This is a genomic window from Alicyclobacillus dauci (assembly GCF_026651605.1).
GTDB classification, from domain to species: Bacteria; Bacillota; Bacilli; order Alicyclobacillales; family Alicyclobacillaceae; genus Alicyclobacillus; species Alicyclobacillus dauci.
The window spans coordinates 1,702,908-1,726,954 of record NZ_CP104064.1 but is presented as its reverse complement, the minus strand read 5'-3'; the positions used below and the strand labels follow the sequence as shown (position 1 = coordinate 1,726,954).

The following is a 24,047-nucleotide window of genomic DNA, read 5'->3' as shown; positions in this document are numbered from 1 at the left end:
CCAAATTTGGGGTATGTCCATCAGATCTTCATGACGGTCTTGCCACGGTTGCCAGCCAAACGCAAGCCACCGAGATTGTACAAGTAGAGGGCTTTACTGCCTTCCTTGGCAAGCGCTGCAGCTACACCTTTAATAGGGATACCAAACGCATCGCCGACACCGACGTTTGCGCCGAGGGAGCACAGGGTACCCATATCGCTTGGGTTGAACTCCGTCATTGGTTTGCCGTTTTGCAACGCGACGATGTTTTTAGCAGCCAATGGACCCATTTGTTCGGCATTTTGTGCGGTTGGCGGATATGGTTTGCCTTCAGCATTTTCGGCCCATGCACTGTCACCAGCGATGAAAATGTGATCATCATCCACGGACTGCATAAAGCTGTTTACTTTTGCACGCCCGCGACGGTCCACCGTAAACCCAGCTTCCGTGAGGAGAGGGTTTGCACGCACACCGCCCGTCCACACGATGGTGCCTGCTTCAAACGTTTCGCCACCATCCAAGTGAACGACACCTGGTGTAACTTCCATGATCTTCGTGTTCGTACGAAGCTTGCCGCCTTTTTTTGTCACGGTCTCAACGACGTAAGGACGAAGGTGTTCAGCCACCATCGGTAAAATCGTCGGCATGGCTTCAATGCATTGAATGTCCACGTCAGAGAACGGGATGTTCAACGATTGGCACAGCTTCGGTAAGTATTCAAGCAGTTCACCCATCAATTCGATGCCCGTTAGGCCTGCACCGCCAAGGGCGATACGAAGGTGACGCTTGTCGTGATCCTCTGTGTATTTTTTGAACTCATTTTCAATGTGTTCGTGAATCTCTACAGCCGTGTCCAAATTGGTGATGCTCAAACTGTTTTCCTTCAAGCCTTTGATCCCGAAGTACTCGGAAATCCAACCCAAGCTGTATATGAGGTAGTCATATGGTTGCTCGCCATTTTTGGTTTTGACGACTTTCTTCTCGCGATCAATCCCCACGACTTCGTCAACAACAAGTTCCGACGTGTCCTTCGTTAGAACTTCCTTGATAGGAATCGAATAATTCGATCCCGGTCCACGTCCCCCAGCAGCCTCGTGCAACAAAATGGTCAAGTGGTGGTAGTCGTGGTTGTTCACGATGGTGAAAGGAACTCCGGCATTGTCAAGATGGGCTGCAGCCATCATTCCTGCGTAACCGGCACCGACAATCACAATTTTGCTCATTGCTCGTCCTCTCCAGTTCTACACAGCATATTTTAGTCATCATGCCAACGTACAGTTTGGTTTCGTAAATAATAGGAACGAAACCCAAACTCTATCCAGTAGTAAATCATATCACACTATAACCTATTTTACACGAATCCGTGGGGGGGATACGTGTATAATGATTCGTTTTACATCCGATGCGTGCTGAAAACTGAGCAACACGCCGTAGTATAAGAACATGAGCCACGTCGGTAATACGGGCAGGTGCACCAGACTCCCCGGCTGACTGGCAACCGTTTGCAACTCGTTCACGATCAGAGAAACAAGTCCATCTGCACATACGCCAAGCCCACGAGCGACGGCTCTCAAGACCTCAAAATGAATCAGCGCTGTGCTCCAGGCCACAAGTCCCCAGAGCACAGTTAGTGGGAGTAGGACCACGATAATGGGTTCCACAATAACGGTCGCCACGGCACCATACGGAGTCAACTGCTGAAACCACCACCAAACAAGCGGCAGCATGTATACATCCACCATCAGACTGATATAGAGCAAGTGGCCCAAATGTTCACTTGCTTGCCGGAGATAATGGACTACAAAGTTATGCCAAGAAACAGTGCCCATATAACTGTGGTGGTATTTCTCCGTTTTCCCCTTCCACAATGCAGTTGCCTCGTATAGCGCCAGTACGGCGACAAGGGAGAACAAACTACTTACTGATGTGAATTCAGATGGTTGCCAAAAGACAAACATGAAATTGGCAACGGAGATGACAACGAAGCGACCCACACGACGCCGGAATACCTGAGCCATCAAGCTGTAGGACATGATCAGTGCCGCTCGAACGATGGGGGTGGCAAATCCGCAGACATCTACGAACAACCAGACGGAGCATAACAATGTGACGTATTCCAGCCACCAACTCGTCAGTCCGAGCGGGCGAATGAGAATCGCCCAGCCAAGGGCTACAAATCGACAAAACAACACCACATTGGCCCCGCTCGCCGCTAACAGGTGCATAACGCCCGCCTGAAGGAACAAATTGTGGTATGCAGTTGGCAACACAATTGCGCTGCCAACGATCATCGACAGGGCGAGATCGACATTCGTTCGGTCTGTTTGCGGAACCGACTCGACCATGGCATTTTCCATACGCCGGACAAAAGCGTGGGAATTCCCCCCTTGAGGGGGAGAAGGGGCATCAACCACCCTGCCCCGAAACGTCCAGCTTGGCGACAACCAGTTCTGGACAGAACCGGACGCACCTGAACCGACTACAAATAGACCACGTAAGACAACAGTGTCACCAATCGCAAAATTTGTCGCCTCTGCCGTGTTCGTTCGCCAGGATGCTTCGAATGAACACGGTTTTAATGGCTCCCCCTGCTGTTTTACCTGGAGCCGCACATATGACGACGTGCCATAGACGGATTTGCCTTGAATGACCGCTTCGATTACTGCCGGGGAACCAAGCATGGCTGTCGGGTGGTTCGGTCGAAGTCGTTCAACGCCCATACCGTAAAATGTGGCCATCAGTGTGACTGCGGCAAAGGCGGCCATGATCTGCAGCAGAGTCCGCCTGGACGGCCAAATGACAAAGGACACACAACATAGGAGACAACATGTCAGAAGGCAGGCGTCTGCGAAGAGCAAAATCGAACGTGTTAGGTGCATGGAAACCAAAATAACAACCGTGACAAGCCACATACATAAAGATACAACAGTGGGTCGCCTCATGTTCATCTGCTTACTGTGACGTTATGGTATTCTGGACAAACAGGCTACTTTGCCATTTCGCTAGCGTTTTTTGACCAATGCCGCTGACCTGGAGTAGGTCCGACACGGAGTGAAATGGACCATGGGCTGCCCGATACTGAACGATTGCTGCAGCGCGTGCGGGACCAAGACCTGGCAACGTTTCCAGAGTTACTACATCCGCCGTGTTCAGATTTACTTTGTGTGTGGGGGCGGAGAGTCGGGACGCACTTTCAGAATTTGCGGTCGGGGATAAACTGGTCTCTGTTTCAGCAGGGCCACTTTGGCTAGTGCTCACCGATGCGGTCGTTGACCCTATCGCCTGCGAAGAGGAATCCTGTACGTCAATTTCCTCTCCGTCCCAGACTAAAGCAGCACGATTGACATTCATCGAGTCGCTCGCGTGAAGAAAGCCACCCGCAGCTTGAATAACGTCTTGAACACGCGCATTTGCTGGCACTTTTACGACGCCCGGATGGACGACATCTCCGTGAACATCAACCTGGATGGACGGACTGTCAGAAGTGGCCGTGCCTGACGAACGTGCCAGGCTGACCGGTGTGGACAGCACGTTTGCGGGCGATACTGACCCCTGTTGACTGTGAATTCCGTGATGGTCGTACACAATGCCGACAATCACCAGGACACCAGCAATTCCAATGGAACCCAGTCCTTTTACTGCACGTTCCGACTTGAGAATTGAGAGTAGGCGGTTTCGTTTCCGATCCGGCTTTTGATTCTTGGAGTCCGTACCAATAACCCACAAGTTCGTGTTTCGTTTCAACGACGTTCCCCCCTGTGTCATGACTGGGGTAGAATTTCGAGTTACGTGTTGCGGATGCCTGTTCTCCCGAGATACAAAGCAGTGAATTCTTGGAGACCTTCAGACCTAAACGAGAATACAATATTGCATTCGATCGTGTTTGGGAGCGCCGTATCACATTTGCCGCATGCTTAGAACCTCGTGTAGAATGCTTGTAGACGAAAATGGAGGGTTTCGCGTGCTTACACCCAGCATGGAAGACTATTTGGAAAAAATTTACGAACTAATCAATGACAAGGGTTACGCGCGCGTTTCCGACATTGCTAGTTGTCTAGCTGTCCAACCAAGCTCGGTAACGAAAATGTTACAAAAATTGGACGAAAACGAATACGTGAGTTATGAGAAATACAGAGGAATTGTTTTGACCGCGAGAGGGCAACGCATGGGTCAGCTGATGAAGGAACGCCATCTCATGTTGGCGGAGTTTTTGCGTCTTCTCGGTGTCAGTGAAGAAACGATCCAACGAGATGTCGAAGGCATTGAACATCATGTAAGCCCCCGTACTCTAGAATCCCTGCAAGCACTCGTCGTGTTCTTCAACAGCCATCCGGCGGCACTTGAATCATTTTTAGCTTTCCAAGCCGAGGAAACAGCGACAAAGCAAGATGAAGCGGCCCGCCAATAGGCGCGCCGCACACTACCGCTTGGCGAGGTAGATGACTCTGTCCGCACGGTCAATTGCTCCCGGTTTAAAATCGCTTAACACGTCCAACAAGGTGAATCCAGTCTCCTCAAGGAGTTTCGTGACTTCCTCTGAATGAAAATATTGTTGCACGTGCCTTTCTTCAATGCGTTCATATAAGTCCCCGTGACCAGCAAGCACAAAGGCGTGTACTTCGTGGACAATTTGCCGATCCGTTACACGTGTTTCGTGTAACAGAACCGCGTCGTCTTCTATTTGATGCCAGTAGCCTTCGCGTAATGCCTCAATTCGCTTCGGTCCAATCGTATCAAAAAGAAAGTATCCGTTTGGCTTAAGTGCCGTATACACGGACGCAAAAGTTTGACGCAATTCGGTTTCAGTCTGCAAATAGTTGATGACATCACACGTTGACACAATTAAGTCCATTTTTCGTGGGAGGAGTAGGGATCGCATGTCTTCGCACACCCACTGCGCTCGTGATCTCTTTTCCATCGCACGGTCTTGCGCTTGCGCGAGCATAGCCTCCGAGGCATCGACACCAACACACGTTGACACATCGAAGGAAAGCGGCACGGTCAACATCCCCGTGCCGCACCCAATGTCCGCAACATCCATGGTGGCGAGTGTGAACTTCGATCGCAACAGCTGTAACCATTGGTCATATGGTGCATCTTGCATAAATATGTCATAGATCGATGCAAACGATTCATAGGTGCTCAAGTGGTCGATTCACCAACCGTATAGACGTCCGCATCTCCCCAGAGTCGTTCAATGTGATAAAACTCTCTGTCCTCAGGTCGAAATACGTGCACGACAACGTCCCCGAAGTCAAGCAACACCCAGCGTCCCTCGTCCATCCCTTCAACGCCTTTGCATGTGATTCCGTGCTCATGTAACTCGTCCCGAACGGCCTTGGAGACGGCTTCTACTTGTGGACGCGAGTTCGCTGAACAGATGACAAAGAAATCAGCCATTGGCGTCAGTGAATGAACATTCATGACAATGACGTCTGTCGCCTTTTTGTCCTGTGCCGCGACTGCGGCCCTCTGTGCAATGTGCTCTACTTCGTGTATTTGCATGCACTTGCCTCCTTTATGTCACCAACGCGGCATGAGACGCTTCCGGGGCTTCCGTGTCACCGTACCAACAACGCATTGCGTGTCAGAACAGTGAGCGGAAACAGGGGCTTCCCAGCGTCGACAAGAAACCGGATGGTATTGTCGATGCTGATACGAACGGCTTCTGCCAAGCTTTTCGAAGCTGCCTGACGGATGGCTTCGACCCCGTTGTAAGTACGCCCCGGTTCAATGGCATCCGCTACAAATAGGACCATGTCGAGATCCGTCATGTCCGGTCTTCCCGTTGTGTGATAGCGTACCGCTTCAAGGATGAGTTCATCCTCGATCCCGTATTTCGTGCGACCTAAGTGCGCAGCAATTGGTCCGTGCAATAAGGCGGGAATGGTTGCAAATCCATGCGGGACTTCAATCGTTTCGACTGCATTTACCAGTTTCTCTCGTGGCCATTCCCGGGCGAGATCGTGAAGCCATGCAGCTATTTCCGCCTGCTCTATGCTTACGCCATACCGCTTGGCGAGATCCACAGCACACGTCACGACCCCTTGTACGTGCTGAAAACGATGGGGCGTGAGTGCTGCTTTGACATCGCGAGAGAGTTCCTCGATTATCATTTTGTCCGCCTCCACAGCGCCGTCCTACGGACCAGTGTGCCAAACTTCAAGTACCAATGACGGAATTAAGCCGCAAACGTCAAGATGATTGTCTAAACGATCCCGCAACCATGTCGAGGACACGTCGAGCAACGGCATTTCAATGCTTTCTGCCTGGAGGTCAGGCAATTGTTCGCGAACGCGATCCAATGTTTCCTGGAACGGGTGACCACTCCGCCCTGCAACATAAAACTGAACGAGCTTCGTTAACGTTGCTGCCCCTCTCCAGGTCGGCAGCTGTGCCAAACTATCCGCGCCAATCAAAAAGTGAAATGCGATATCCGGATACCACTGTTTGCACGCGCGAACGGTATCAACGCTAAATGACGGCCGGGGCAACAGTTTCTCAATCGGCACAGTACGGAGCCCCGATCTGTCCCCAATCAACGCGTCGACCATCGAAATGCGCCACAAAAACGTGTCATCGCCGATTTCTGATTTATGCGGCGGGCTCGGTGCAGGCATAAACCAGACCTCGTCGGTATCTGTTTGCTCCAATGTCAGCGTGGCCATTGCAAGGTGCCCGACGTGTGGCGGATCGAACGTGCCACCGAACAAAACAACACGTTTTGCGTCCGTCTCTGGCAAACCCCTCGGCCGCTTTAAAGCCGCTTCACTGCTGGGATCAGTATACCATAAGCCGTCCTTCTCGCTCATGACTCGCGACGCTCCGTGCCGAGGTGTTCCTCCACTGCCCGGAACATCGACTCGACGGGTGCTTTTTTGCCAAGCCACCACTCATAAGCGTCAACGCCTTGGTAGACAAGCATCGACAAACCATCCACAACGGTGGCTCCGCCGTCCATTGCCAACTTTGCAAAATTGGTTACGCGAGGCCGATAGATAATATCCTGAACAACTTGGCCAGGGGAAAATACCCCTGCATCCGTGACGGGAGAATCATCCACGCGGGGCCACATGCCAATGGGTGTCGTCTGAATGACGACGTTCGCGTTGGCAAGTGCCTCATTCCTCACGTCCCACGGTACAAAATCGATGGCAATGGTATCGATAAAGCGATGTTGCAGCGCTTGAACGGCTTCTTCTCGCCGCGCGATCACGCCCACCGACGCATTCGGACGGTTGGCCGAAATAGCTGCCAGGACAGCCATCGCCGCACCACCGGCCCCGACGATCTCGATGGTCGGGTTGCCGGTGGGTACGTGATCGGCGACGGAGCGCCACCAGCCACTGACATCCGTGTTGTGCCCAATGGCACCGTCGTCGGAGAAACGAATGGTGTTTACTGCACCCACGCTTGTCGCTTCCGGGGTCCGCTGATCCACCCAATTGAATGCCGATACCTTGTGCGGAATCGTCACGTTCACCCCAACAGCACCGAGTGCTGCAAGTCCGTTGAATGCTTGTTCAAACTGCTCGGGCTTCACTGCAAACGGGACATAAACGGCGTCTTCCCCCTGCTCTCGAAAGGCAGCGTTCATCATCGCCGGCGATGATGAGTGCCCGATAGGAAAGCCAACTACTCCGAATAGTTTCATCAAGACAACCCCTCCGTCGTCCGTCGAGACAAATCGCCCACAAGTCTGGGCCGGAAGGCCGGATCTAACCAACTAGGCAGCCATAACTGGCCTTGAAACGCTGTTCCAGACAACGTGATCCAACCGAGGCCCGGAATAACAATGTCACGTCCTCTGCCCGATACGGCGATTGTTCCATTTGGCACGCGCTCACGGGCGCGACGGCTTTGAATACGGTGTGGCTTAAAGGAACCAAATGATGCGCGACAGGCTTCACACGGTACCTGCAGGATGTCATCTTGGTGATCCCGCCATATGTCGTCGGCCCTCTCCAGCTTGGTGCGATGAATCGGCAATTGATTGCTGACGTACAAGACAATCCCCTGACGAAGTCCCGATTCAAAATCAAGCCTCGCGATACCCCCGAGAAAGATCGTCTGGCCAGGATTCAGTTGATACACTCGCGGGCGTATGCGCGTATCGGGAACGACAAGAGATAAGCAGTCAGCGCATAGCCTGTCGATGACGCGCGTGCCGTGAATCAGTCCAGGTGTGTCAACGAACTGTAGCATCCCGCGCGGGCCCTCTAAGTTCAGCCTCGACAGGCGAAGCGTCGTGCCGGGACGACGGGACACGGTATAAGGCGCCTTGCCCATTTCAAATCGGCTTGCGATGGCATTCAGCAGCGTTGATTTTCCCGTGTTTGCCATGCCCACGACATAAATGGGTCGACTGACTTCATCAATCACCCGTTCGATCACGCCGTCCATACCCTCTTTGGTCGCCGCGCTGACAAACATGACATCCTCGACATTGACTTTGGTCGACTGCACTTGTTCTCGAATCCACTCCCGAAGTCCTTCGTAGTGGACACCTTTCGGCAGCAGGTCAACTTTGTTGACGATCACGACGACGTCACTGTTCATCACAAACCGCGCAAGATTCGGCACTAAGCTCCCGCTCAAGTCGAACACATCCACGACATATAAAACGAGGCCAGGGTGGTCAAATATCTGGGCCACCTGTGCCTGATAGTCCGCATCGCTCACCGCGACAGGCATGAATTCACCATAGTTCCGAATCCGAAAGCAGCGACGACAGAGTACGTTCGGCTTGTCCTGCGCACTGGACGGCACAAAGCCAGGTTGAGTCTCATCAACCGATTGCAATTCGGAGCCACAACCCACACAGATCCGACTTGTTTGTTCCATATCCCATCACCTCCTAGAACCTTGCGGTCTCTTCAGCCCGCGCATACGAAGTCCAGCCATTGCAATTCTCTCGGCGTTACGAACGACGCGCGTACCCCACCATTCATTCCGGTCTATTGGCAAGACGAGAATCGTGTACATCCCCACCCGATTGCCGCCTCGAATATCCGTAAACAACTGATCTCCTACCATGACAGCTTGTTCGGGACGCATGTGAAAGCGGTCGAGTGCTTTGCGAAACCCTTCAGGTTTCGGTTTCCGTGCAGCACCAACGGCAGGCAACCCCGACACTTGGGAAAACGATTCAACACGTCCACTCGCGTTATTGGATACGATGCAAACATGAAAGCCGCGTTCATGTGCTCGCTTGAGCCACTGTTCGAGCGTATCCGGAACCGAAGGGTGGTTCCAAGGGACGAGGGTATTGTCGAGATCGGTTAGAATGAGCCGCAGACCGGCGTTCCATAGTTTTTCTAAATCGATTTCATAAATGGAGGAAACATATTCGTTTGGCATCAATGATTGCCACAAGCCCACGTATGACTTCACCTAATTTCCGATTTTCAGCGCAGACCGACGCAACCGGCGACCTTCGCACATGGAAAATCGTGCACGATTTAACGGTAGACCATGATAGCACAGTGGGCCAAAAATGCACAGAGATGCTCCTGTTTTCTTCCATTATGGTGTCATACATTGCCCGAATCAAAACGAAAAAATAGGCCTGATCCGGAAAAATGTAAAGGAGCGGCTATTGCCGCTCCCGCCACACGCACTGTACCTACTGTATCTTTCTTAATCCGCATATTAACAGTATAAACCATCATTGTCCATTTGTTTTACAAAGTTTGTATCAATTGCATGAACCTTCATATCAATATCTCTTTTTAGGGGGATTGCGCATGCTTTCATATAACTTGGTGAGTGCTCGATGCTCGATTCGAGATACGTAGGATCGAGAGATACCGAGTTCAGCGGCAATTTCACGCTGCGTGCGTTCCTCACCGTAAGGCAGACCGAACCGTTTGCAAAGGACTTCCCTTTCCCGATCCGCCAATACAGGCAGACTCTCGTACATCTTTTGCTTCTCCCACGTGAAATCCACGATATCGATGACCTCGTCTGGATCAGAGCCCAGCAAGTCAGCCAGGGTCATCTCGTTTCCATCCTTGTCGGTCCCAATGGGATCAGACAAAAACGCATCTCGGCGATGCTTCTTTGTGCTCCGAAGATGCATGAGGATCTCGTTCTCAATACACCTTGCCGCATAGGTTGCGAGCTTTGTGCCCTTCCCTTGCTTATAGCTCTCGACAGCCTTGATGAGGCCAATTGTACCAATGGAAATCAGGTCCTCGGGGTCCTCACCCGACGTCTCGTATTTCTTGACCAAATGAGCGACGAGTCGCAGGTTATGTTCGATCAGCTCGTTTCGAGCCGTGTTGTCCCCAGTTGCAAGACGCTCAAGCGCTGCACTCTCTTCTGCAGCGCTGAGGGGTTTCGGAAATGCACCGTTCTTTACATACGAAACGAACACGGAGACGTCTTTCAAGACAAGCGCAAGGATCGCTAGAATGCCGGACAATGTGCCACCTCCGTCGACAGTTCATCGTGTCACTCTGCCTAATGCTATGCACATCGGACAGTGAATCTGTCTTGGACAAGGACGAATATTCGACTCCATCTACAAACTTTTCGACAAATCATGACACCAAGAAGCAGCAATGTGCCCACCACAACGGACTTCCACGTGCTTGGCATGAGTTCCACTGGGGGCCCAGACAAATGGGTATGCGTAGGAAAACAAGTGCATACCTATCGGATTGAGTACGTACGTAATGGGACTTTTACCCCTACCTGCTTTTTGTGTAGATAGTGAGGTGAAAATATGATGGGACGGCTCGACAAACCAATTGTTGCGTCACTTGCTGTGTTCGTCGGTGGTTGCATTGGTGGTACGCTGCGAGAACTGTGTAATGTTCTCCTCCCATCAACTCATTTTCCCTGGGGTACATTTGTCGTCAATTTGGTTGGTGCATTTGCTCTCGGTGTACTCCTGGAGCTCAAAACAACAGCGAGATTCCTCCGGCCTTGGCTGCTTACAGCGTTGACCACAGGGACCATCGGTGCATTTACGACATTCTCAACTTGGATCCTTGACATTCTTCGCTTGTCTCAGTCATCCCCCAGCATCTGCTTCGTCGCAGTCGTTTCCAGCCTCGCCCTAAGCCTAGCCGCAAATGTGACTGGTCGTTTGATTGTGCGTGGACATCTTCTCCGCCGGAAACCCACTGAGAAGGCATCGATATGAGCCTGTTGTCAATCTTCGCCGTGTCGTTCGGGGCTGGATGCGGGTCCCTAGCACGCTACCTCATTAGTCTATGGTTTTCGCGATACGTCAAAAGTGTGTTCCCTTGGGCGACTTGGTTTATCAACATGTCGGGTACGCTTGCACTTGCCCTCAGCTTCTGGTTCATGCCAACGACTGCGCAAGATCACTTTCTTTGGTTGTGGTTAGGGCCAGGGTTTTGCGGCGGGTTCACAACCTTCAGTACGATGGTCCAGGAGACAATCGGACTCGTTCGCCATCGCCCAATGCTTGCCCTAGTGTATATCGTGACGTCCCTGGGAATGGGACTGGGCTTAGGGGATATTCTCAGCTTATTATTGCGGACGTAATGTCGTAGGTTTGATGAATGTCCTAGTCCTCTGTCCTTTCTGCGGACAACCCCTCATCAATACATTGTGATAAGTGTTTGCAAGCAAGGCAAAGAGGGTGAACGCATTGATGGCACTGTGGGGACTGGTCACAGCGTGTCTTATACTGTCCCGGGCAGCCATTCCCAGCGACTTCTGGCACTATAACCACCTTTCGATTTATCAAAGAATCGTCCGTGGACTACTATTTGGGGCACTATCATCTCTATTTCTCACCTCGGGAACCTGGCTTGGACACGAAACGATGCGTCATTGGCCCACGATTCCGTGGACCATTGTGGGTCGCGACACAGTCTTATCGTTAATCTTGTATCAATCTTTAGCAAGGATTAACGGCCATTCCACAACCGATCCCCTTCTAAGTCGCTTTGACATGAATGTCTTCGTGGGCATTTATATCGCCGTCGAAAATCTCCTGATTGGGTTAAGCATCGCAATGCTTGAGCTCACACCCTATGCGTCATGGGTGATCTGTACAGGTCTCTTGACGATGATCTTGGCGCTTCGCTCTCCACGACACCTTCAAACATAACCACATGGACACCAGCCTAAATTGAGTTTACTGCTCACGAAGCCAGTTCTCTGCCAGGCTGAACAAATGCTCGTGTGCTTTGTTACTCGGTTCATTTTCTACACAGAGGGCAAACGCTTCCGTGGGGCGTCCGCCGGCAAATCGATAACCGACCAACCAGGCATTGACTCGACCGTTCAAAAGCTCCGCTGTACCTGTCTTGGCAGCGATGGGGAACGAATGTAAGGCGAGCGCTGTTCCCAGCCTGTCGTGAACGGCGTCCCACATACCTTTTTGTAAAACCATGGCCGTGTATGGCTGGCAGGCTTGAGCAGCTTGACGTACACGTGATGCTGACAGTCTTTCCTCAGTTTGAGCTTTCGTACCGCGAACCAAGGTCGTATCCTCGTATACGCCGTGCATAGCGATCGTTGCTGCTAAATCTGCACCTTGAACAGGGGTCATCCGTACATCTTCCTGGCCGATCGCTGTGTTCGCCATGAGTCCATTATCGCCACCCGCATGGCGGTAGAGCACAGCAGAGTTGGCGCTGGGAAGCATGGCCCGGCCGTGAAAAGGGGCGATGCCAGTCCGGTTGAGACGAAATCTATCCGCTTCCGTCAGTAGTGCCTTGCGACCCAGCTGCATACCAATTTGCGCGAAAGTGCTGTCGCAGGACTGCGCCAACGCATCGATGATCGAAATCGTGCCATGGACGCGCCAACAGTTCATCCTTACCTGTGGGGCGTGCACCCGTCCATCACAGAAAAAGGAATCGTTTGACGCGTACGAATGGGAATCGAGTGCGGCGGCAAGGGTGATCAGCTTGAAAATCGAGCCAGGGGCGATCGCGTGTAAAGCGTCGCTGTGGGCGTGATCGGCGGATGCGATGACGGAGAATTCGCGATTGGGTAGCGCGATCGATACGATACTGCCGTGCGATATGCCCGTCCGACGCAACAGCATTTCTGCACGCGCCTCCTGACGAGCGTCGACGGTCGTTGTCACGTCCTCTCCACGCAGAGCGGGCACCGAAGTCACTGCTTGCTGTGAACTCGGTATACTTTTCCCGTCCGGCCCCACCATAACGGCGGTGTACTCGGCACGTTTCCCCGCGAGAATCGGATCCAGTGACCACTCCAGACCAGACCTCCCCTGCTCCGGAATGCTCCTTGTCGTGCTCGGCCAAACGTCAGGCTCACCAATGGTACCCAGTAGCTCAGGAGCAATCGAGGGTGGCGCTTGCACGACCTTTGCTCCGTGTAATATAGACGGGCGCGACCACGGGGTTCCGTCCCGGAAGAGGATTTGTCCGCGCGCGTCATCGGTCATGACCAGTCGAAAGTGTTCCGCGTCCATGTGAAAGCGGGTGAGACTGGCGGATCGAACGGGATGAACACCGCGAACGCTCGGAAATGCCATCAAGACAAATAGCCGTCCAACGAGGACGGCTAGAAAGAAAAACCACACTAGGTTTAGAAACACTAACCGATATGATCGTAGTCTTGTTTCCATGGCAAAACCGAACTCCTTCGCAGGACAGTTTGCCCGAAACAAGTGTAAATATGTGGATTGGGGATCAACGATCCACCAACACGATTACTTCTTTGCTTTCCGCAAATTTTGCACACGCAGTGCCTCATTGTGTAATTGCTCTGTATACGTTTTAGAAAAGTAATGCTCCCCGCTGCCGTCGCCTTTCGCCACGTAATAGAAGTAGTCTGTCGTGGCCGGGTGCAGGACGGCGTCGATACTCTTTAGTCCGGGACTGTCGATGGGTCCAGGCGGCAAGCCTTTCACGAGATACGTGTTGTACGGGCTTTTCGTTCCTTGCGTTTCAGCGTCTGTAACGACGGAAACGTGGTGACCGAGTGCGTACTCCACAGTCGCATCGACTTGCAACTTCGAACCCACTTTCAACCGATTGTTGATGACGCTTGCAATGATTGGGCGCTCGGAGTCCACTTCAGCTTCGTTTTCCACCAAAGACGCTTCCGTAATGAGGTGATTGAGGCTCATATGCTTGGCGGCCAACTGCGACGTGAGCGAAGTGGTCAGGACGCGAGTTTGAAAATCATCCAACATGACGTTGATGACGTCCGTTGGAGACTCGTTTGGTTGAAAGTCATATGTATCTGGGAATAGAAATCCTTCAAGCCGATAGCGGATGCCTTTTCGTCCACTTAGGTTCGCCAGAAAGGACTGCTTGAACTGGCCGTGTTCTTCCGCGTTCAAAAAAGCCGACTTACTGCACACGCCAGCCTGCTCTAACCGAGATGCGATATCCGCGACATTATAGCCCTCCGGAATCGTAACAGAAATCGCATCCGAGACCACTTTTCCGTGTGTGAGCACCTGTATGATCTGCGATGGGGTCATGTTTGGGGACAGAGCGTACTTCCCCGCTTGGATGTGCGCAGCGCCGTGATGCTCGCGATAGAAAAGCCGAAAAGCCATGCTGCTGCGGATGAGTTCCTTGGTCTTTAACTCGTCGGCAACTTGTGTTGCCGTTTCGCCTCGAGCTACCTCAACCTGGATAGTCTGAGCTGAGGACGACACGGGTTTCAACGCATGTCGATACCATGTGATTAAGGACACGAGAACAACTATGACGCAGAGAATGACAGCGCCAAGTACAATATAAACGGATTTCAAACGCCAATTTCGCACTGTGATCAGACGTTGCACCACCTTTGTAACCATGATGACCTGGATCTTCTAAAGTGTTCAATCAGAATAGTGACATATTGTCACCGAATAAACATAAAATTGTCGCACTGAATGTGAAATTCAGTGCGACTTCGAGTCCAAATAAGTTTGCAAGAGGATAGTTGCCGCAACGGCATCCACGACTGTTTTTCGCTTCTTTCGACTCATATCCGCCTCGATGAGGACACGCTGGGCACTCACCGTTGTCAGTCGTTCGTCGAACAGTGTGATGGGCACGCTCACATGCTGGCCTAGCAGGCGTGAGAACGATTCAACATGTTGCGCTTTCTTGCCCACTTCACCCTGGAGTGTGATAGGGTAACCGAGGACAATTTGCTCCACCTCGTGTTCCTCAACGACCTTCGCAATGTCCATTGCCACTTGCTTGTCCGACTCGCGAAGAATCACTTTTAACGAAGATGCCAAAAAACCCGTTGGGTCAGAGAGCGCCAAGCCAACTCGACGCTCTCCGTAATCAATTGCCAGCGTCCGCATCGCCGTGAAGTGCTGCGTACGCGCGCACAAGCTCTTCAATCAAGTCATCGCGTTCGATACGACGAATTGTATTCCGAGCATCAAGATGACTCGTGATGTACGCAGGATCTCCGGAGATCAAATAACCGGCGATCTGGTAAATCGGGTTATACCCTTTCTCTTTCAGCGCACGATACGCCACTTGAAACGCGTGGCGCGCTTCGGTATTTTCAGATTTAGTCTCGAACCGCATCGTTTTATCAAAATCGCGGTTGCTCAAAGTCCGCCACCTCGCTCGTTCGTCACCTAGCGCTGCATTTCCTACTGCTCTATTTCTGCTTACGCATCCGCATTTCCTGCGATGGACGCAACAATCTCACTAACTTTTTCAATGGCTGCGTCCAATTTATCAGGATCTTTCGCTCCGGCCTGTGCCATGTCAGGGCGTCCACCGCCGCCGCCACCGGCTACGGAAGCCACCTCTTTTACCATCTTACCGGCATGAAAACCGCGTGCTTGTAAGTCTTTCGAAACAGCTGCAACAAATTGTACTTTATCATTGTGCGCCGAACCTAGCACAACAATGTACGATGTCTTGCCCGCACGCAGCTCATCAGCCAACTGACGTAAGCCATCCATGTCAACGTCAGATAGCGCGGCACGAACCACCGGTACACCGGAGAGGATCTCTTCCTTCTCTTTTAGCTCCCCGACACGCGCGTGGTTGAGTCGTGCCTTAGCGGATTCCAACTCCCGTTCCAAGGCTTTCACATCGTCAAGCGTGCGCGAAATTCGGTCAACCAAATTCTGCTCATTTGCTTTCAAGAGACCCGCTGCTTCCCGAATGAGCTGTTGCTTCTCTTCCACCAATGCATACGCATGGCGTCCAGTAACCGCCTCGATCCGCCGCGTACCAGAGCCAATCCCCGTTTCCGAAACAATGAGGAACTGCCCAATGAGTCCCGTTCGTTCCACATGGCAACCACCGCATAGCTCGATGCTGTAATCACCAGCCTGGACCACACGAACACGATTGCCGTACTTTTCACCGAACAGCGCCATGGCACCCATGGATTTGGCTGCGTCGATATCCATCTCTTCGATCACGACGGCATCATCACGCCAAATCTCCGCATTCACACGCTGCTCGACATCCCGTAATTCCTCGTCTGTCATGGGTCCGAAGTGCGAAAAGTCGAAGCGAAGACGTTCCGGTTCCACAAGCGATCCCGCCTGTGCAACGTGCGTCCCGAGCACTTCCCGTAGCGCTTTGTGCAGCAGGTGAGTAGCGGTGTGATTTTTCACCGTATCTCGGCGAAGGCCTTCATCAACTGTAGCGCGTACCGTATCGTTCGGATGAAGTGTGCCGTCGACAACGCGAACGGTGTGTACAGTCTGGCCGTGGGGGGCTTTCTTGACGTCGAGCACTTCAGCCCGCCCGTTCGGACCAACCAGATCCCCTTTATCCGCAACTTGCCCACCGCTTTCCGCATAAAACGGCGTGACGTTCAAAATCACTTGCGCTTCCTCACCCACGCCAACGCCGTCTGACCATTCGCCGTTTTGGACCAGAGCGATAATCGTTGAATCTGCTGTCAACTGACCGTACCCCACGAACGTGGACGGTGTCGTGAAGGATTCCAACACGCCGCGCTCGCTGCTCATTCCTTCAACTGTATGACGAGCCGCCCGAGCTCGTTCACGCTGTTGTTCGAGCTCACCCTCGAATCCTTCGCGATCCACTTCGAAGCCTGACTCGCCCGCGATTTCGATTGTCAGGTCAATGGGGAAGCCATACGTGTCGTAGAGACGGAAAGCGTCCTCACCAGCAATGACGGTTTTTCCCTGTGCTTTCAAGTCTGCCATCCAATTCGACAGCAGTGCCTCACCGTCACTGAGTGTTTCATGGAAGCGTTCTTCCTCGGTTTTGACGACCCGTTCTATCAAACTGCGCTTCTCCCGGATCTCCGGATAGTCCGGCCCCATAATGTCATCCACCACGGCGACGAGACGGTACATAAACGGTTGCTCGATGCCGAGGCGTCGTCCGCTGCGAACGGCCCGCCGCAACAAACGACGGATGATATAACTTCTGCCTTCGTTCCCTGGCAGGACTCCGTCGCCAATGGCAAACGCCACGGTCCGCAGGTGATCCGCAACAATTTTAAAGTGAATGTCGTCGTCCTTGCTTACGCCGTACTGACGGCCCGAAATCTCGCCCGTTTTCTCGATGATCGGTCGGAACAAGTCCGTTTCAAAGTTGTTTGATACATCCTGGAGCACAGAGGCGAGTCGTTCGAGCCCGCTACCGGTGTCAATATTCTTCTTCGGAAGCGGGGTGTACTCGCCGTCTGCTCCTTTGTTGTATTGCGTGAAGACGAGATTCCAAATCTCCAGGAACCGATCACAATCGCAACCAGGTTGACAGGTGGCCTCGCCGCAGCCAAAGTGCTCGCCGCGATCGTAAAATATTTCTGAACAAGGACCACACGGACCCTCACCGATTTCCCAGAAGTTATCGTCCTTACCGCGGTAGATACGGTTCTCGGGCAAACCGACTTGGTTGTGCCAAACGTCAAACGCCTCTTCGTCATCTTCGTAGATGGTAACCGACAGTCGCTCTGGATCGAGTTCCAGAACGTCGGTCAGGAATCCCCAAGCCCACGTAATGGCTTCCTTCTTAAAATAGTCACCGAACGAAAAGTTACCCAGCATTTCAAAAAACGTTTGGTGTCGCGCCGTATGACCCACTTCTTCAATGTCGTTTGTGCGAATGCACTTTTGCGAATTGACAATCCGGGGGTTTTCCGGAATTTCACGTCCGTCAAAGTACGGTTTCAGAGGTGCCATTCCGGCGTTGATCCATAAAAGCGTGGGGTCATCATGCGGTACCAGACTTGCGCTGGGAAAAATGGAGTGTCCCCGCTCAGCAAAATACTCTTTGTACAATCGTCGAATTTGTTGTCCAGATAACGGCTTCACGTGCTTACCTCCTAAGAGCATAAATAAAAGCCCTCATCCCAACAGGGACGAGAGCTGTTCTCGCGGTACCACCCTGGTTACAGTGCCATTTGCGCAAATGCGACACTGTCCCTCAAACATCGCGGTAACGGGCGAACCCGGCGTGGTTTTGCCACGCACTTGGAAAGTAGCTTCGGCTGCGTCTTTGGGACACCTCACAGCCGAGGGCATCCTCTCTGAGCAAAGACAAACAACGTACTGTTCTTCCGCATCGCTTTCACTTTTGTGATTCGATTGTAGCGGGTGACACGGAAGCCTGTCAAATATACTCCCACTTTAGGTTTTCGCTCGTCGCATGTCATCATAAATATTCATCCAAATCACTTTGAGGACGGCGGAGACAGGCACAGCGACAATCAATCCTAAAATGCCGCCCAGTTCGCCGCCGATGAGCAAGGCGGCGACAATGGCCATCGGGTGTAATTTTAGCGATCGGCCCATAATCTGCGGTGAAATCAGATTCCCCTCACATTGTTGAACGATGACATTCACAATGAGCACCTTGATGACCATGGCAGGGCTTACTGTGAAAGCGAGAAAGACGGCCGGTGCCGCTCCAATAAACGGCCCAAAGTACGGAACAATGTCCGCAAATGCGAGAAAAATAGCCAAGAGTAAAGCATATGGCATGCCAACGATGAGATAGCCAATCAGAGCCAAAATTCCCAAAGCGAGCATGACCAGAAACTGGCCTCGTATATAACTGCCTAGGGTGTCGTCAATGCCAATCAGTAACTTGTGCACCTGTTCACGTCTCGAAACAGGTGTAAAACGCACAATCGCGCGGCCCATTCCGCGTCCGTCCTTCAGCATGTAAAATACGAGGAATGGCACGACGCAAGCGATAAAAAACGTGTTCACCGCGCCTGTGACAAACGAGAAAATACCTGATACCGAGCCGGCCAAACCCTTTTCAGCCTGGTTTAAAGCATTTTCCACGCCCACCCGCACTGCATCGGGAAGATACTGCTTGCGGCTGTTCACCATATCGATCCAGTGGTTGACCTGCGTCACCATGGCCGGCATGCTGTTTGCAAGTTGCGTCACTTGCTTCGTCACAATGGGCACCGCATTCATGACCGCCACAATGGTCAATAAGACAAACGTAAAGTAGATGAGTAATATGGATGCACTGCGTGGCACGCGACGACGCGCCAACAGTTCAACGATGGGCTGCAATACATAGCTGATGATGAGTGCCGCTATAAAGGGATAGATAACGGCGCTTAACACGGCCCAAATATCGACAAAGAACCCGCGAAGTAAACCAATTAAATAGATGCATAGCAGGGTTAAGAAGACGGACAGTGTCACCCGAAAATACCGGTTGGATGGCCACATGGTGCCACCTCCTCTACAACAACAAACTCGTACCCGCTGGACAACCATTGCGACGTTCACAGTATATGCAATTGCCACTGCCATCATTTGTGGTGTGCTGGAAATTCCTTTGCAGAGCGAACTGCCCTCCTCTATACTCAAAAGAGCATGTCCCATTTCACGCTCGGACGGAGGAATGTCAGGTGCCATATATAGCTGTTGCCATCGGTGGATTTATCGGAGCCATCTTGCGGTACGGTGTGAGCGAATGGCTTGGGACCTGGAACGGCCTCAACATCGCCACGCTTTTGACGAACTTTGCAGGATGTCTCGCACTCGGCTGGTTAAACACCATCAGTGCCAACCGATTGCCTCTTCATCCAAACGTTCGGCTAGGGATTGGGACTGGGGTAATCGGTGCGTTCACGACGTTTTCAACATTTACGATAGACGCGTGGAAACTGTTTGAGAACGGAGCATTTGAACAGGCGCTTACTTACATATGGTTGTCGGTCATAGGTGGATTATTGTTCACCTATGTGGGCTACCGGATCGCTTCGGCCATGACGGGTGATACGCGCCTCAAAATATAGGAGGAAAGTACGTGAATTGGCTTCTAGTGGGCATCGGGGGGATGATCGGGGCGCTCATGCGATACCAAGTATCTCGATATATCAATGGTAGGTTCACTGTCCGTTTTCCGTACCCTACACTGATTGTCAACTTGAGCGGCGCCTTTTTACTCGGGTGGTTTACGCGGGAATTGCATTCATATTTCCCTGCTCTGGGGTCAGCTCCCATGCTGCTGTTGGGTGTCGGTCTCTGCGGTGCCTATACGACCTTTTCTACGTTCTCCTACGAAGTCATGACGATGTTTCGCGAACGTCGCGAAATGACAGCCCTATTTTACGTCGTTCTATCCTGCGTGGGTGGCTTCGCTCTATCAGCCATCGGTCTCTTTGGACTGCCGAAATAAGTATGATTCATAACTTTGTATCAACCGGTTATGCCCGACTGTTCCTCCGTCACATATGAAAAAAGCTGCCGAGCAACATGCGCTCGACAGCCGCAATGAACGGGACTAGGCCCCTGTTCCGTACTCCATTTCATTGTCCACGCTATCCATGACGACCAAGGAACCGTCCTCGGCGACATCATATACGCGGACTTCTTCGCCAGACACATTAAATTCGACGAAGCAACTCCAGCAATAATATTGGTTTGCACCGATCTTGCCGATATCCCGACTCGTACAGTTTGGACACCGCATGTTCTCGTCTCCCTTGCGTTGGTCGGTAACGCAGCACTCGTCTGCGTCCCATTCTCGTTTGATATGTATCACGAACATAGCATGCCCGAACCGACTCTCTTGCAAACTTAAATTGTGAGAAAAATAAAACAATCGGTTCATAGAACAAATATTTTCAGTTCCGAAATACATGTCAAACGAGAGCCTGTGAATATCCTACCCTTCGAGAAGGAACTTTGCAATGCAGAATATGGATAACTAATTAAAGTCACTTACAAAAACTCATGATTCATAAAATCTGTTGTAGCGACGTCACCACTCGACAGACAATTTTCCCGGCAGCGACCACTTCGTCTATCGAGTTCTGATCACTGAAGCTAAATCGCACAGCCTGCCCCAAGTACTCATTATAACCACACGCGGCAATGACGTGACTGGGCTCGAGACTACCTGCCGTGCATGCCGATCCCGCTGAAGCCATAAGGCCCTCCAAATCCAACCGCATCAGCAACGTGTCGTTTCGAATGCCCGGAAAAGCCACATTCAAAATGGTCGGGGCTCCATCCGCGGGGCTCAAGCGGACAGCGGAACACGATTCGCTGATCTGCTCATAGAACGCATCGCGCAACGCATACAGTTTTTCTCTGCGTTTACCAAATCCCTCGGCCAAGTCCTGTACCGCAGCGCCAAAGCCGACAATCCCCGCTACGTTTTCCGTTCCCCCGCGACGGCGCGCCTCCTGCTGTCCGCCGTGAAGCGTGGGCTGCCAAGGTGTGTGTTTCTTAACGAACAGAAGACCGATACCCTTCGGCCCATGAATTTTATGTGCCGAGAAGCTGGCGAGATCGAGTGATGTGTCGCGCAGTGGATGTTCCACAAACGGAAGTGCCTGCACCATATCCGAGTGGACGATAACAGCCGGGTCGACCGCCTTCACAACCCGGGCAATTTCCTCCACTGGCTCAATGGTCCCCAGTTCGTTGTTCACCGCCATAATGCTGACGATGGACGTATCTGGCCGGAGCGATGAGAGCACATCCTCCACGCGAACTCGCCCTTCAGAATCCACCGGCAGGCGAGTGACCTCTGCGCCAATGGATTCCAGGAAATCCACCGTGTGCAATATCGCGTGATGTTCGATGGATGACGTAATGATGTGGTTGCGCGTCGTGCGCCTCGCGAGATAGGCGCCGGTTAGAGCCGACGCATCTGCTTCCGTACCCCCGCTGACAAAGACGAGGTCCCGAGGGTCACAGGAAAGCCACGTGGCGATGGTGCGGCGGGCGTGATCGACAGCGATACGCGCCTCACGACCACTATGGTGGATGCTGGACGGATTGCCGAAGACCTCCGTGAGATATGGCAGCATAGCAGCGCGGACGGGTTCAGATATCGGTGTCGTTGCCGCATTATCTAAATAAATCATTACCGATCTCGCCTTCCTCAGATGTAAAACATATATCCGTGCTCATTATCCCCACGCATTTCAACTAAATCCTGTAAGGTCATACTTTCCAGTACGTCGGTGATCGCTGTCCGCAAACGGTCCCACAAGACGTCGAGCCCGTCCTCAAAATCGTCGTCAACGATGGTGATAGGTCCCTCCAGCGTGAAAATAATATCTTTCACGACAATGTCCTGTGGGGCCTTCGCCAGTACATAACCACCGTATGCACCGCGAATACTGCGGACAAAACCAGCATTGCGCAGAGGAGCAATCAATTGCTCCAAATAGTGCTCAGACAAATTTTGACGCTCGGCTATCGACTTCAGGGGGATGGGACTGTCTGTCCCTTGCTGTGCGAGATCCACAAGAAGCATCAATCCGTAACGACCCTTGGTAGAGATTTTCACTCCGTTCCCTCACCTTCATCATAATAACGCCGTGGTTCAACCCCCACTGGCCAATAGTTCTGCTCTACATAGTGCCCTTTATAGTCATGTGGGTACTTATAGCCAATGCCGTGACCGAGTTTCTCGGCCCCCCGGTACCCTGTGCCACGCAGATGAGGGGGTACCGTAAGCGGCAAGCCCGACTCCACATCTTTCAGCGCTGCATTGATGCCCTTGTACGCCGCATTCGACTTCGGCGCTGTGGCAAGATACGTGGTGACTTGTCCAAGCATGATGCGTGCTTCCGGCATGCCAATGGCCATGGCGCTCTGCCACCCGGCAACGGCAAGCGGTAACGCAAACGGATCGGCATTGCCGACATCCTCAGAAGCGAGAATCATGAGCCGTCTGGCGATAAACGCAGGGTCCTCGCCGCCTGCCAACATTTTGGCCAACCACAAGAGAGCCGCGTCCGGGTCCGAACCGCGAACGGATTTAATAAATGCCGAGATGGTGTCATAGTGCTCGTCACCCGATTTGTCATAGCGAGCACCTGCTGTAGACTGCAACGCTTCACGCACTTCTTCGACACCGACGACTGGTTGTCCGTTTTCGTCGACAACAGCCGACAACGAAGCCAACTCCAGCACATTGAGCGCGCGTCTTGCGTCGCCGCCACTCTGTGTTGCGATGAGGTGGAGAGCATCCTCGCTGACATCCACGCCAGTGTTCCCTAATCCCCGCTCACGGTCTTCCAGAGCTCGCCTGAGAATCACGATGATATCCGATTCTTTTAGCGGTTCCAGATGAAAGATGTGCGATCTCGACACCAACGCCGAGTTCACCTCAAAATACGGGTTCTCCGTCGTCGCCCCCACTAGAACAAGCAAGCCGCCCTCTACATGCGGCAAGAGTGCGTCCTGCTGACTCTTGTTAAACCTGTGTATCTCATCTACAAATAACACCGTTTTACGACGGTACATGCTCCGCTCTTCCGTCGCGGCCTCAACCGTCTTGCGAATATCTGCGACACCTGCGGTGACCGCATTCAGCTTCTGAAAGCGCGCTTTCGTTTGATTCGCGATAATCTCTGCGAGCGTCGTCTTCCCTGTTCCCGGCGGGCCATAGAGGATGATCGACTGTAATCTATCTGCCTCCACCATGCGTCTGAGCAGCTTGCCCGGTCCAACGATATCCTGTTGACCCACAACCTCGTCGAGGGACGTCGGGCGCATTCGGTAAGCAAGCGGCGCAGTCCGCTCCTGCTCGCGCTCGGATGCCATTGAAAATAGATCCATATGTTGCACCACCCTGCACTTTCAGTGCTTCGGAGAAATTCCTAGTTGATTACTCGACATTAAACTCATTATACTCATAGGTTCCCGATTAACG

Annotated in this window: 27 protein-coding genes and 1 other annotated feature; of the genes, 6 read left to right on the top strand and 21 right to left on the bottom strand. The window is 52.3% G+C overall.

The window, feature by feature from the left end:
- Positions 1-20: 20 nt before the first annotated feature.
- The 3 genes from NZD86_RS08590 to NZD86_RS08580 form a co-directional block, all read right to left on the bottom strand.
- Entirely contained in the window at positions 21-1,202 is a 1,182-nt protein-coding gene (locus tag NZD86_RS08590; RefSeq protein WP_268046100.1) for an NAD(P)/FAD-dependent oxidoreductase, read from the bottom strand.
- Between the two features lie 123 nt (positions 1,203-1,325).
- Complete coding sequence (locus tag NZD86_RS08585; protein WP_268046099.1) at positions 1,326-2,789, bottom strand: ComEC/Rec2 family competence protein; 1,464 nt, start codon at positions 2,787-2,789, stop codon at positions 1,326-1,328.
- Positions 2,790-2,931: 142 nt separating this feature from the next.
- Positions 2,932-3,723: a ComEA family DNA-binding protein gene (locus NZD86_RS08580; RefSeq protein ID WP_268046098.1), complete on the bottom strand. Its 792-nt coding sequence runs from the start codon at positions 3,721-3,723 to the stop codon at positions 2,932-2,934.
- A gap of 232 nt (positions 3,724-3,955) precedes the next feature.
- Between NZD86_RS08580 and mntR the strand changes: the two genes are divergently transcribed.
- Positions 3,956-4,387 carry a transcriptional regulator MntR gene (mntR, locus tag NZD86_RS08575; protein WP_268046826.1) on the top strand — a complete coding sequence of 144 codons (432 nt, stop codon included), beginning with the start codon at positions 3,956-3,958 and terminating at the stop codon, positions 4,385-4,387.
- Positions 4,388-4,399: 12 nt separating this feature from the next.
- Here mntR and NZD86_RS08570 read toward each other — a convergent pair whose 3' ends face one another.
- From NZD86_RS08570 to sigK, 8 genes are all read right to left on the bottom strand, one after another.
- Positions 4,400-5,125: a class I SAM-dependent DNA methyltransferase gene (locus NZD86_RS08570; RefSeq protein ID WP_268046097.1), complete on the bottom strand. Its 726-nt coding sequence runs from the start codon at positions 5,123-5,125 to the stop codon at positions 4,400-4,402.
- Positions 5,122-5,484 (bottom strand): ribosome silencing factor, encoded by a 363-nt coding sequence (rsfS, locus tag NZD86_RS08565; protein WP_268046096.1) that lies wholly within the window; start codon positions 5,482-5,484, stop codon positions 5,122-5,124. The genes NZD86_RS08570 and rsfS overlap by 4 nt, the downstream gene beginning before the upstream one ends.
- Positions 5,485-5,540: 56 nt before the next feature.
- Entirely contained in the window at positions 5,541-6,095 is a 555-nt protein-coding gene (gene yqeK, locus NZD86_RS08560) for a bis(5'-nucleosyl)-tetraphosphatase (symmetrical) YqeK (protein WP_268046095.1), read from the bottom strand.
- Between the two features lie 24 nt (positions 6,096-6,119).
- Positions 6,120-6,791: a nicotinate (nicotinamide) nucleotide adenylyltransferase gene (gene nadD / locus NZD86_RS08555; RefSeq protein WP_268046094.1), complete on the bottom strand. Its 672-nt coding sequence runs from the start codon at positions 6,789-6,791 to the stop codon at positions 6,120-6,122.
- The gene (aroE, locus tag NZD86_RS08550; RefSeq protein WP_268046093.1) at positions 6,788-7,633 is read right to left on the bottom strand and encodes a shikimate dehydrogenase; all 846 of its coding nucleotides are present in this window, start codon (positions 7,631-7,633) and stop codon (positions 6,788-6,790) included. The genes nadD and aroE overlap by 4 nt, the downstream gene beginning before the upstream one ends.
- Positions 7,633-8,823 (bottom strand): ribosome biogenesis GTPase YqeH, encoded by a 1,191-nt coding sequence (gene yqeH / locus NZD86_RS08545; RefSeq protein ID WP_268046092.1) that lies wholly within the window; start codon positions 8,821-8,823, stop codon positions 7,633-7,635. The genes aroE and yqeH overlap by 1 nt, the downstream gene beginning before the upstream one ends.
- Positions 8,824-8,829: 6 nt before the next feature.
- Positions 8,830-9,360, bottom strand: a complete 531-nt coding sequence (locus NZD86_RS08540; protein ID WP_268046091.1) for a YqeG family HAD IIIA-type phosphatase — start codon at positions 9,358-9,360, stop codon at positions 8,830-8,832.
- Positions 9,361-9,697: 337 nt separating this feature from the next.
- Positions 9,698-10,405 carry an RNA polymerase sporulation sigma factor SigK gene (gene sigK, locus NZD86_RS08535; RefSeq protein WP_268046090.1) on the bottom strand — a complete coding sequence of 236 codons (708 nt, stop codon included), beginning with the start codon at positions 10,403-10,405 and terminating at the stop codon, positions 9,698-9,700.
- A 303-nt stretch (positions 10,406-10,708) separates the two neighbouring features.
- On the opposite strand from sigK, the gene NZD86_RS08530 reads away from it, so the two are divergent.
- From NZD86_RS08530 to NZD86_RS08520, 3 genes are all read left to right on the top strand, one after another.
- Entirely contained in the window at positions 10,709-11,131 is a 423-nt protein-coding gene (locus NZD86_RS08530) for a fluoride efflux transporter FluC (RefSeq protein ID WP_268046089.1), read from the top strand.
- The gene (locus tag NZD86_RS08525; RefSeq protein WP_268046088.1) at positions 11,128-11,499 is read left to right on the top strand and encodes a fluoride efflux transporter FluC; all 372 of its coding nucleotides are present in this window, start codon (positions 11,128-11,130) and stop codon (positions 11,497-11,499) included. The genes NZD86_RS08530 and NZD86_RS08525 overlap by 4 nt, the downstream gene beginning before the upstream one ends.
- A gap of 97 nt (positions 11,500-11,596) precedes the next feature.
- Positions 11,597-12,070, top strand: coding sequence for a hypothetical protein (locus NZD86_RS08520; RefSeq protein WP_268046087.1), 474 nt, complete (start codon positions 11,597-11,599; stop codon positions 12,068-12,070).
- Between the two features lie 27 nt (positions 12,071-12,097).
- Here NZD86_RS08520 and NZD86_RS08515 read toward each other — a convergent pair whose 3' ends face one another.
- The 6 genes from NZD86_RS08515 to NZD86_RS08490 form a co-directional block, all read right to left on the bottom strand.
- Positions 12,098-13,564, bottom strand: coding sequence for a penicillin-binding transpeptidase domain-containing protein (locus tag NZD86_RS08515; protein WP_268046086.1), 1,467 nt, complete (start codon positions 13,562-13,564; stop codon positions 12,098-12,100).
- 84 nt (positions 13,565-13,648) lie between these two features.
- Entirely contained in the window at positions 13,649-14,752 is a 1,104-nt protein-coding gene (mltG, locus tag NZD86_RS08510) for an endolytic transglycosylase MltG (RefSeq protein ID WP_268046085.1), read from the bottom strand.
- Between the two features lie 87 nt (positions 14,753-14,839).
- Entirely contained in the window at positions 14,840-15,253 is a 414-nt protein-coding gene (gene ruvX, locus NZD86_RS08505) for a Holliday junction resolvase RuvX (protein ID WP_268046084.1), read from the bottom strand.
- On the bottom strand, positions 15,234-15,512 hold the full coding sequence (locus tag NZD86_RS08500; protein WP_407655222.1) for an IreB family regulatory phosphoprotein: 279 nt from the start codon (positions 15,510-15,512) through the stop codon (positions 15,234-15,236). Before NZD86_RS08500 ends, ruvX begins: the two co-directional genes overlap by 20 nt.
- A gap of 59 nt (positions 15,513-15,571) precedes the next feature.
- Positions 15,572-18,214: an alanine--tRNA ligase gene (gene alaS / locus NZD86_RS08495; RefSeq protein ID WP_268046083.1), complete on the bottom strand. Its 2,643-nt coding sequence runs from the start codon at positions 18,212-18,214 to the stop codon at positions 15,572-15,574.
- A 40-nt stretch (positions 18,215-18,254) separates the two neighbouring features.
- Positions 18,255-18,474 (bottom strand) — a binding site (T-box leader).
- Between the two features lie 55 nt (positions 18,475-18,529).
- Entirely contained in the window at positions 18,530-19,594 is a 1,065-nt protein-coding gene (locus NZD86_RS08490; protein ID WP_268046082.1) for an AI-2E family transporter, read from the bottom strand.
- 182 nt (positions 19,595-19,776) lie between these two features.
- Between NZD86_RS08490 and crcB (NZD86_RS08485) the strand changes: the two genes are divergently transcribed.
- Together crcB (NZD86_RS08485) and crcB (NZD86_RS08480) are read left to right on the top strand one after the other, a co-directional pair.
- On the top strand, positions 19,777-20,166 hold the full coding sequence (gene crcB / locus NZD86_RS08485) for a fluoride efflux transporter CrcB (RefSeq protein WP_268046081.1): 390 nt from the start codon (positions 19,777-19,779) through the stop codon (positions 20,164-20,166).
- An 11-nt stretch (positions 20,167-20,177) separates the two neighbouring features.
- The gene (crcB, locus tag NZD86_RS08480) at positions 20,178-20,549 is read left to right on the top strand and encodes a fluoride efflux transporter CrcB (protein WP_268046080.1); all 372 of its coding nucleotides are present in this window, start codon (positions 20,178-20,180) and stop codon (positions 20,547-20,549) included.
- A 105-nt stretch (positions 20,550-20,654) separates the two neighbouring features.
- Here crcB (NZD86_RS08480) and NZD86_RS08475 read toward each other — a convergent pair whose 3' ends face one another.
- The 4 genes from NZD86_RS08475 to NZD86_RS08460 all read right to left on the bottom strand — a co-directional run bounded on the left by NZD86_RS08475 (position 20,655) and on the right by NZD86_RS08460 (position 23,953).
- A complete protein-coding gene (locus tag NZD86_RS08475) occupies positions 20,655-20,843 on the bottom strand; it encodes a hypothetical protein (protein ID WP_268046079.1) in 189 nt (62 codons plus the stop codon).
- 268 nt (positions 20,844-21,111) lie between these two features.
- Positions 21,112-22,248 (bottom strand): cysteine desulfurase family protein, encoded by a 1,137-nt coding sequence (locus tag NZD86_RS08470; RefSeq protein WP_268046078.1) that lies wholly within the window; start codon positions 22,246-22,248, stop codon positions 21,112-21,114.
- 17 nt (positions 22,249-22,265) lie between these two features.
- Positions 22,266-22,676: a cysteine metabolism transcriptional regulator CymR gene (cymR, locus tag NZD86_RS08465; protein ID WP_268046077.1), complete on the bottom strand. Its 411-nt coding sequence runs from the start codon at positions 22,674-22,676 to the stop codon at positions 22,266-22,268.
- On the bottom strand, positions 22,673-23,953 hold the full coding sequence (locus NZD86_RS08460; protein WP_268046076.1) for a replication-associated recombination protein A: 1,281 nt from the start codon (positions 23,951-23,953) through the stop codon (positions 22,673-22,675). The genes cymR and NZD86_RS08460 overlap by 4 nt, the downstream gene beginning before the upstream one ends.
- Positions 23,954-24,047: the final 94 nt, after the last annotated feature.

Excerpts from the sequence above, each read along its gene's own strand:
- NZD86_RS08475 (WP_268046079.1), bottom strand. The coding sequence starts at position 20,843 with ATGCGGTGTCCAAACTGTACGAGTCGGGATATCGGCAAGATCGGTGCA.
- NZD86_RS08470 (WP_268046078.1), bottom strand. The coding sequence starts at position 22,248 with ATGATTTATTTAGATAATGCGGCAACGACACCGATATCTGAACCCGTC.
- yqeK (WP_268046095.1), bottom strand. The coding sequence starts at position 6,095 with ATGATAATCGAGGAACTCTCTCGCGATGTCAAAGCAGCACTCACGCCC.
- NZD86_RS08490 (WP_268046082.1), bottom strand. The coding sequence starts at position 19,594 with ATGTGGCCATCCAACCGGTATTTTCGGGTGACACTGTCCGTCTTCTTA.
- ruvX (WP_268046084.1), bottom strand. The coding sequence starts at position 15,253 with ATGCGGACGCTGGCAATTGATTACGGAGAGCGTCGAGTTGGCTTGGCG.
- yqeH (WP_268046092.1), bottom strand. The coding sequence starts at position 8,823 with ATGGAACAAACAAGTCGGATCTGTGTGGGTTGTGGCTCCGAATTGCAA.
- nadD (WP_268046094.1), bottom strand. The coding sequence starts at position 6,791 with ATGAGCGAGAAGGACGGCTTATGGTATACTGATCCCAGCAGTGAAGCG.
- mltG (WP_268046085.1), bottom strand. The coding sequence starts at position 14,752 with ATGGTTACAAAGGTGGTGCAACGTCTGATCACAGTGCGAAATTGGCGT.
- NZD86_RS08590 (WP_268046100.1), bottom strand. The coding sequence starts at position 1,202 with ATGAGCAAAATTGTGATTGTCGGTGCCGGTTACGCAGGAATGATGGCT.
- mntR (WP_268046826.1), top strand. The coding sequence starts at position 3,956 with ATGGAAGACTATTTGGAAAAAATTTACGAACTAATCAATGACAAGGGT.
- NZD86_RS08530 (WP_268046089.1), top strand. The coding sequence starts at position 10,709 with ATGATGGGACGGCTCGACAAACCAATTGTTGCGTCACTTGCTGTGTTC.
- aroE (WP_268046093.1), bottom strand. The coding sequence starts at position 7,633 with ATGAAACTATTCGGAGTAGTTGGCTTTCCTATCGGGCACTCATCATCG.
- NZD86_RS08460 (WP_268046076.1), bottom strand. The coding sequence starts at position 23,953 with ATGGATCTATTTTCAATGGCATCCGAGCGCGAGCAGGAGCGGACTGCG.
- NZD86_RS08515 (WP_268046086.1), bottom strand. The coding sequence starts at position 13,564 with ATGGAAACAAGACTACGATCATATCGGTTAGTGTTTCTAAACCTAGTG.
- NZD86_RS08525 (WP_268046088.1), top strand. The coding sequence starts at position 11,128 with ATGAGCCTGTTGTCAATCTTCGCCGTGTCGTTCGGGGCTGGATGCGGG.
- rsfS (WP_268046096.1), bottom strand. The coding sequence starts at position 5,484 with ATGCAAATACACGAAGTAGAGCACATTGCACAGAGGGCCGCAGTCGCG.